Genomic DNA, 7,865 nt, shown 5'->3' on the forward strand with positions numbered 1-7,865 from the left:
CGCGTGCCGGGGCGGTGACGATCCTGCCCATCGCCGCGCGGGAGGGCAGCCCGGCGGGGCGCGTCCTGGTCGCGGCGCGAAAGGGCGCGCGCGGTCCGCTGCGCCTGCTGGCACCCCTGATCACCCATGCCGCCCCCCGCCACGACCGCGATGCCGAGGATCTGACCCCCCTGGCTGCCCAGGTTCTGCGCGATGGTGCGCCGATCGCGATGGGAATTGCGAAAGCCGCGTGACAGAATCAACGAGCTGTGGTGCACTGGACGGGTTCGAGACAACTATAGAGGAGTACGCGATGACGGTTGCTTCCCATGTCGAGGAGCTTCGCAAGAAGCATCAGAACCTTTCGGTTGCCGTGGAGAGGGCCCAGAGGAGCCCCAGTGCCCGCGACCACGAAATCACCGCGATGAAGCGCGAAAAACTGCGTCTCAAGGAGCAGATCAACAGACTGGGTCACTGACCCGTCGCCGACCCGACACCAGACGGAAAAAGGCCCGCGCAGATCGCGCGGGCCTTGCCGTTTCAGCAGTGCGGTCCGATGTCAGACGAAGAATTGGCCGCCATTCGCGCTGATCGTGGACCCGGTGATGAAGCCCGCATCGTCCGCGGCCAGGAACACCACGGCGCGGGCGATCTCCTCGGGTTCGCCAAGGCGGCCGACGGGGATCTGCGGGATGATGCGTTCGTTCAGCACCTTTTCGTCGATGGCGCGCACCATCTCGGTGCCGATGTAACCCGGGCAGATGGCGTTGACGGTGATGCCCGCGCGCGCGCCCTCTTGGGCCAGCGCCTTCGTGAAGCCCAGGTCACCCGCCTTGGCTGCGGAATAGTTCGCCTGGCCCGCCTGACCCTTCTGCCCGTTGATCGAACTGATGTTGATCACGCGGCCGAACTTGGCGTTGCGCATGCCGTTCCAGACGCCGTGGGTCATGTTGAAGACGCCGGTCAGGTTGGTGTCGATGACCTCTTTCCACTGCTGGGGGGTCATCTTGTGGAACATCGCGTCGCGGGTGATGCCGGCGTTGTTGACCAGCACGGCGATGGGGCCCAGTTCGGCCTCGACCTGCTTGATGCCTTCGGCGCAGGCGTCGTAATCGGCGACCGACCATTTGTAGGTCTTGATGCCGGTCTCCTCGGTGAAGGCGCGCGCGGCGTCGTCGTTGCCGGCGTAATTGGCCGCGACCGTATAGCCCGCATCCTTCAGCGCCTTCGAGATGGCGGCGCCGATGCCCCGCGATCCTCCGGTGACCAGTGCGACTTTCGACATGTTTCCCCCTCCTTCTTTAGGTTCTTGAAATATTGCTAATCAATGAAGTTTCGGCGCGCAAGATAATTGCGCGCCGAATTGGCTCAGCGTTCCAGGCACATGGCGACGCCCATGCCCCCGCCGATGCACAGCGTGGCCAGGCCCTTTTTCGCGTCGCGGCGGCGCATCTCGAACAGCAGCGTGTTCAGGACGCGCGCGCCCGAGGCGCCGATCGGGTGACCGATGGCGATGGCGCCGCCGTTGACGTTCACGATGGACGGATCCCATCCCATGTCCTTGTTCACCGCACAGGCCTGGGCGGCAAAGGCCTCGTTCGCCTCGACCAGGTCCAGATCGCCGACCGACCAGCCGGCCTTCTCCAGCGCGCGGCGGCTGGCTGGGATCGGGCCGGTGCCCATGATCGCCGGGTCCAGGCCCGCGGTGGCATAGCTTGCGATGCGCGCCAAGGGCGTCAGGCCGCGGCGCGCGGCCTCGTCCTCGGTCATCACCATGACCGCGGCCGCGCCGTCGTTCAGACCGGATGCATTGGCCGCGGTGACCGATCCGTCCTTGGTAAAGGCGGGGCGCAGCTTCTGCATCGCCTCGATCGTGGCGCCGTGGCGGATGTATTCGTCCTTGTCGACGACCGTCTCGCCCTTGCGGGTCTTGACGGTATAGCCGACGATCTCGTCGTCAAAGCGGCCTTCCTTCTGGGCGGCTTCGGCCTTGTTCTGAGAGGCCAGCGCGAATTCGTCCTGCTGGTCGCGGCTGATCTGCCACTTGGCGGCGACGTTCTCGGCCGTCTGACCCATGTGATAGTTGTTGAACGCGTCCCATAGCCCGTCGCGGATCATCGTGTCGATGAACTGCATGTCGCCCATCTTATGACCGGCGCGCAGATAGGCGGCATGCGCCGACAGGGACATGCTTTCCTGACCCCCGGCCAGCACCACGCGGGCGTCGCCCAAGATCACCTGCTGCGCGGCCAGCGCGACGGCGCGCAGGCCCGATCCGCAGACCTGGTTGATGCCCCAGGCCGAGGATTCCTGCGGCAGGCCGGCCTTGATATGCGCCTGGCGGGCGGGGTTCTGGCCCTGCGCGGCAGTCAGCACCTGGCCCAGGATCGTCTCGTCGACCTCGGCCGCGTCGATGCCGGCGCGGGCGACAACCTCGGCCAGGACGGCTGCGCCCAGGTCATGGGCGGGGACATTCGCAAAGGCCCCCAGGAAACTTCCGACCGGGGTGCGGGCGGCGGAAACGATTACGGCTTTGGTCACGGCAGACTCCTTCGCATCAGTGCCGGACGAACCGGCCTGGGGTCAGGATGCTGTTTCGGGACGCTACGTCAAGTCGAAGCCTTGGGACTTTCGGATGATGGCCCCCGCCCGGATGGGCGGAAGTCGCCGTCAGCGGCTGGCCAAGGACGGGGGTTTCTTCCAGGGCGGGGCAATGGTCGGGGCCCCGAAATAGTAGCCCTGCAGGCAATCGATGCCGATATCGATCAGGAAGGCGGCCTCGTCCGCCGTCTCGACCGATTCCGCCACGGTGAACATGTCGAAATGATGCGCGATGGATTGCAGCGCGCGCGTCAGGACCTGATTGTCGGGCTTGGTCGCGATCTCGCGGATGAACTGGCCGTCGATCTTGATCATGTCGAAGCAGAAGTCGCGCAGATAGCGGAACGAGGTATAGCCCGCCCCGAAATCGTCCAGCGCCAGGCTGATGCCGTATCCCTGCACCTCGGCCATGAAGGTCTGGACCTCCTCGGGCATGCCCATGGCGCTGCTTTCGGTGATCTCCAGGATCAGGCGTTCGCCCAGGGTGGTGTCGTCGGACACCCCGCGGCGCAGGGTGTTGATCCATTCGGGATACAGGATCGAGCGTGCCGACATGTTGATCGACAGGCGCAGGCCCGGATCCTCGGCCAGGGTCTGCAGGCCCAGGGACAGCGACAGGCAGTCGATCTTGCGGCCCAGTTCCGTGACTTCGGCCTGGGGCATGAAATCGCGCAGGGGCACCAGGCGGCCGCTGTCGTCGATGATGCGGATCAGTCCCTCGTAAAAGGCGGGGGTCTTGGTGCGCTGCGCCTGGACGATGGGCTGGAAGGCCAGCGTCGCGCTGCCCTTTTCCACCGCCGACGTGACAGCCGCCAGGGTGATGCGGTCCTGATGGCGGATCGCGTCCTCTAGGGGCGAGCTGTTGTCCATAATTCTGTCGCTCACGGGCGGCCTCTTACCGAGTCGGGTCTGCTTGCAGTCTGCCCATATTGGCTTAACCTGCCGTGAATCGTGATCTCTTTCTCAGGTTTGGGTTAACAGATGATGGACCGTTGCGGATGGTGCGGCGATCTGCCGGTCTATGTCGCCTATCACGACACCGAATGGGGCGTGCCCGAACGCGACCCGCGCGCGCTGTGGGAAAAGCTGGTGCTGGACGGGTTCCAGGCGGGCCTGTCCTGGATCACCATCCTGAAGAAACGCGATGCCTTTCGCGCCGAGTTCGACGGGTTCGACCCCGAACGCGTGGCGGCGTGGGACGCGGCGCGGATCGACCGTGCGCTGACGAACCCCGGCATCATCCGCCACCGCGGCAAGATCGAGGCCACCGTGCGCGGCGCCCGCGCCTTTCTGGACATCGAGGCGTCCGAAGGGTTCGCCCCCTGGCTGTGGTCCTTTGTCGGCGGCGCGCCGATCCAGAACGACTGGCCGGACCTGGGACACGTCCCCACCGACACGCCCGAATCGCACGCGATGTCCAAGGCGTTGAAGGCACGCGGTTTCGGGTTCTGCGGTCCGGTGATCACCTATGCCTTCATGCAGGCCACGGGCATGGTGAACGACCATGTCGTGACCTGCCACAGGCATGGTTCCGTCAGGGCGCTGTCAGCTGGGTGAGCAGCGTCTTGGCGGCGTTCGAATCCCATTCGGCGTCGCCCAGATAGCGGGCGACCTCGCGGCCCTCGCGGTCGATCAGCACCGTCACGGGCAGGCCCACGACGCCCATCTCGCGCGCGACCTGCTGGCGCGGGTCCAAAAGGACCGGCAGGTTCTCGACGCCGACCTCGGCATAGAAATCGTCGATGCGCTCGACCGCGTTGCGTCCGGTGGCGATCGTCACCACCTCGAAGTCGTCGCCGCCCAGTTCGGCCTGCAGGCGGTCCAAGGCGGGCATCTCCTCGCGGCAGGGCGCGCACCAGGTGGCCCAGAAGTTCAGCAGCACGACCTTGCCCTGCCAGTCGGCCAGGGTGTGGGTGCCGCCGTCGCGGTCGGTGAACTCGGCGGCCGCCACGCGGGCGGGGTCTTCGGCCACGACCAGCTTGTCCAGCCCCCCGTCGCGCGCCGCCTGCCAGTCGGGGCCTGCGGCGAAGGCGGTGTTTGCACCGAAAACAAGGGCCGTATAAAGCAGGGCGGAACGCAGCATGTGACCTCCGAAGGACGTACTTGATGACCGACCGGCCCCAGACCACCGCCAACAGCATGTGGGGCGGGCGCTTTGCCGCCGGTCCCGACGCGATCATGGAGGCGATCAACGCCTCGATCGGGTTCGACCGGCGGCTCTACGCCCAGGATATCCGGGGCAGCCGGGCCCATGCGGCGATGCTGGCCGCCACGGGCATCATCAGCGATAGCGATGCCGAGGCCATCGGGAAAGGCCTGCTCACCGTCTTGTCAGAAATCGAGGCCGGCCAGTTCGCCTTCCGCACCGACCTGGAGGACATCCACATGAACGTGGAGGCCCGCCTGAAAGAGGTCATCGGCGAACCCGCAGGCCGCCTGCACACGGGCCGGTCCAGGAATGACCAGGTGGCGACCGATTTCCGGCTGTGGGTGCGCGACCAGTGCGACGCGGCCATCGACGGGCTGACCGCGCTGATCCGCGCGGCTTTGTCGCAGGCCGAAGGCGGCGCCGATTGGGTCATGCCGGGCTTCACCCATCTGCAGACCGCGCAGCCGGTGACCTGGGGCCACCACATGATGGCCTATGTTGAGATGTTCGGCCGCGACCTGTCGCGGTTCCAGGACGCCCGCAAGCGCATGAACGAATCGCCCCTGGGGGCCGCGGCGCTGGCGGGCACGGGCTATCCGATCGACCGGGACATGACTGCTGCGGCCCTGGATTTCGACCGTCCCATGGCCAACAGCCTGGACGCGGTCAGCGACCGGGATTTCGCGCTGGAGTTCCTGGCGGCCAGCAGCATCTGCGCTGTCCACATGTCGCGCCTGGCCGAGGAGCTGGTGATCTGGTCGTCGGCACAGTTCCGCTTCGTGTCCATGTCGGACAAGTGGTCGACCGGGTCGTCGATCATGCCGCAGAAACGCAACCCCGACGCGGCCGAGCTGATCCGCGCCAAGATCGGCCGCATCCTGGGGGCCACGGTCGCGCTGTTCACGGTGATGAAGGGCCTGCCCTTGGCCTATTCCAAGGACATGCAGGAAGACAAGGAGCAGGTCTTCGACGCCGCCGACACGCTGATGCTGGCGCTGGCCGCGATGACCGGCATGCTGTCGGACCTGACTGCGAACCGCGACCGGCTGGAGGCCGCGGCGGGGGCCGGGTTCTCGACCGCGACGGATCTGGCCGACTGGCTGGTGCGCGAACTGGGCCTGCCGTTCCGCGACGCCCATCACGTCACCGGATCGCTGGTGGCCCTGGCCGAACAGGGGGGCGTCGATCTGCCCGATCTGTCGCTGGCGCAGATGCAATCGGTGCATGGTCAGATCACCGACGATGTGTTCAATGTGCTGGGCGTGCACAATTCCGTCGCCTCGCGCCAAAGCTATGGCGGCACGGCGCCCGCGCAGGTGCGCGCGCAGATCGCCCGCTGGAAGGAGAAACTGGCATGAGAAACACGGTCATCATCGTCGTCGTCCTGGTCGTGGTCGTGGCCGTCCTGGCCAGCTGCGGCGTCGACGGCGCCCCGCAGCGCCCGGTCGAGAAGCCCCTGCAGCAGCAGATGGGCGTCACCGTCAGCGGCGATGCCCGGTTCGGCGTGTCGGCCGAGCTGTAGATGGACCACTTCCTCTACAGGAACGGCGAGCTCTACGCCGAGGACGTGCCCCTGTCCTGCATCGCGCAGCAGGTCGGCACACCCGTCTACGTCTATTCCGCGGCCACGCTGACGCGGCATTTCGGCCTGTTCCGGCAGGCGCTGGACTGGACCGACCACCTGGTCTGCTTTGCGGTCAAGTCGAACAGCAACCTGGCGGTGCTGAAGCTGATGGGCGATCTGGGCGCGGGCATGGACGTGGTGTCGGGCGGGGAATACGCCCGTGCCAAGGCCGCCGGCGTACCCGGCGAGCGAATCGTGTTCTCGGGCGTGGGCAAGACCATCCCCGAGATGCGCATGGCCATCGAAGGCGGCATCCGGCAGTTCAACATCGAGAGCGAGCCCGAGATGCGTGCCCTGTCCGCACTGTGCGTCAGCATAGGCGCCACGGTGCCGGTGGCGATCCGCGTGAACCCCGACGTGGACGCCAAGACGCATGAGAAGATCGCCACGGGCAAGTCCGACAACAAGTTCGGCATCCCGATTTCCCGCGCCATGGCCGTCTATGCCGAGGCCGCGTCCCTGCCGGGTCTGCGCGTCGTGGGTGTGGACGTGCATATCGGCAGCCAGCTGACCGATCTGGCGCCCTTCCGCGCCGCCTATCTGAAGGTGGCCGAACTGACCCGTGCGCTGCGCGCCGAGGGGCACGACATCACCCGCCTGGACCTGGGCGGTGGCCTGGGCATCCCCTATCGCCGCGACAACAGCGCGCCGCCTTTGCCCATCGAATACGGGCAGGTGATCCGCGAGACGGTGGGCGATCTGGGCTGTCAGATCGAGATCGAGCCGGGCCGCAACATCGTCGGCAATGCCGGCGTCCTGCTGTCGCGGGTGATCTATGTGAAGAACGGCGAGGATCGCGACTTCCTGATCGTGGATGCGGCGATGAACGACCTGCTGCGCCCGGCCATGTACGGCGCGCATCATGACATCGTCCCACTGGTCGAGCCCGCCGTCGGCGCGCCGGTGCGGCCCTATGACGTGGTGGGTCCGGTCTGCGAATCGGGGGATACCTTCCAGAAAGGGGCCGATCTGCCCGAACTGGCGGCAGGGGGGCTGGTCGCGTTCCGGTCGGCCGGGGCCTATGGTGCAGTGATGGCGTCGGAATACAATTCCCGCCCGCTGGTCCCCGAGGTGCTGGTGCAGGGCGATCACTTCGCCGTCATCCGGGCACGCCCCACGTTTGAGGAAATGCTGGCACGGGATAGCATCCCGGCATGGCTTTGATCGGGCGACAGCACGACACCGACAGCCCGGGGGCCGTCAGCCCCCGGACCCCCGAGGGTATTTTCACAACGGAGATGGGGCCGGTGGCCCGTGCCCTGCGCCTGACCCGCGCGGGCATGGCATGGGAACGCGCGGCGCGGGCCTTCTGGCCGCTGACGACGCTGCTGTTTTTCGGCATCGCGTTGCTGTGGCTGGGCGCGGTGGCGGCCTTGCCTCAAGTGCTGCTGCCTTGGCTGGCGGGCCTGTGGCTGCTGGCGGTCGTGATCGCGGCGGTGCGGGGCGGATGGCGCTTTCGCCGCGTGCGCCGGGCCGAGGCGCTGGCCCGGCTGGACCGCACCCTGCCCGGGC

The 7,865-nt window shown here is 66.9% G+C and carries 10 protein-coding genes and 1 pseudogene; 7 read left to right on the plus strand and 4 right to left on the minus strand.

Annotated elements, in window-relative coordinates:
* Window positions 1–233, plus strand: a pseudogene (locus tag FHD68_RS19120) (methyltransferase); the annotation flags it as partial.
* Between the two features lie 59 nt (window positions 234–292).
* Window positions 293–457: a YdcH family protein gene (locus tag FHD68_RS16120; RefSeq protein WP_064503545.1), complete on the plus strand. Its 165-nt coding sequence runs from the start codon at window positions 293–295 to the stop codon at window positions 455–457.
* A gap of 81 nt (window positions 458–538) precedes the next feature.
* Here the strand turns inward: FHD68_RS16120 and phbB are convergent, their stop codons facing one another.
* The 3 genes from phbB to FHD68_RS16135 all read right to left on the minus strand — a co-directional run bounded on the left by phbB (window position 539) and on the right by FHD68_RS16135 (window position 3,450).
* A complete protein-coding gene (gene phbB / locus FHD68_RS16125) occupies window positions 539–1,264 on the minus strand; it encodes an acetoacetyl-CoA reductase (RefSeq protein ID WP_045983645.1) in 726 nt (241 codons plus the stop codon).
* Between the two features lie 83 nt (window positions 1,265–1,347).
* The gene (locus FHD68_RS16130) at window positions 1,348–2,520 is read right to left on the minus strand and encodes an acetyl-CoA C-acetyltransferase (RefSeq protein WP_045983644.1); all 1,173 of its coding nucleotides are present in this window, start codon (window positions 2,518–2,520) and stop codon (window positions 1,348–1,350) included.
* Between the two features lie 129 nt (window positions 2,521–2,649).
* Window positions 2,650–3,450, minus strand: coding sequence for an EAL domain-containing protein (locus FHD68_RS16135; RefSeq protein ID WP_045983643.1), 801 nt, complete (start codon window positions 3,448–3,450; stop codon window positions 2,650–2,652).
* Between the two features lie 111 nt (window positions 3,451–3,561).
* Here FHD68_RS16135 and FHD68_RS16140 point away from each other — a divergent pair, with 111 nt between their 5' ends.
* A complete protein-coding gene (locus tag FHD68_RS16140; RefSeq protein WP_139086223.1) occupies window positions 3,562–4,137 on the plus strand; it encodes a DNA-3-methyladenine glycosylase I in 576 nt (191 codons plus the stop codon).
* On the opposite strand, the gene FHD68_RS16145 is transcribed toward FHD68_RS16140, so the two are convergent.
* Entirely contained in the window at window positions 4,115–4,663 is a 549-nt protein-coding gene (locus tag FHD68_RS16145; protein WP_127897795.1) for a TlpA disulfide reductase family protein, read from the minus strand. The two genes, FHD68_RS16140 and FHD68_RS16145, sit on opposite strands and share 23 nt — an antisense overlap.
* 23 nt (window positions 4,664–4,686) lie before the next feature.
* On the opposite strand from FHD68_RS16145, the gene argH reads away from it, so the two are divergent.
* From argH to FHD68_RS16160, 4 genes are all read left to right on the plus strand, one after another.
* Window positions 4,687–6,087: an argininosuccinate lyase gene (argH, locus tag FHD68_RS16150; protein ID WP_127897796.1), complete on the plus strand. Its 1,401-nt coding sequence runs from the start codon at window positions 4,687–4,689 to the stop codon at window positions 6,085–6,087.
* A complete protein-coding gene (locus FHD68_RS19125) occupies window positions 6,084–6,251 on the plus strand; it encodes a hypothetical protein (protein ID WP_164871393.1) in 168 nt (55 codons plus the stop codon). Before argH ends, FHD68_RS19125 begins: the two co-directional genes overlap by 4 nt.
* A complete protein-coding gene (lysA, locus tag FHD68_RS16155) occupies window positions 6,252–7,517 on the plus strand; it encodes a diaminopimelate decarboxylase (protein ID WP_127897797.1) in 1,266 nt (421 codons plus the stop codon).
* Window positions 7,508–7,865, plus strand: a 358-nt coding sequence (locus tag FHD68_RS16160; protein ID WP_139086225.1) for a DUF4175 family protein, incomplete at its 3' end; no start/stop codon positions are given. The genes lysA and FHD68_RS16160, both read left to right, overlap by 10 nt.

It is taken from the genome of Paracoccus marcusii (genome assembly GCF_006151785.1).
Taxonomy (GTDB): domain Bacteria; phylum Pseudomonadota; class Alphaproteobacteria; order Rhodobacterales; family Rhodobacteraceae; genus Paracoccus; species Paracoccus marcusii.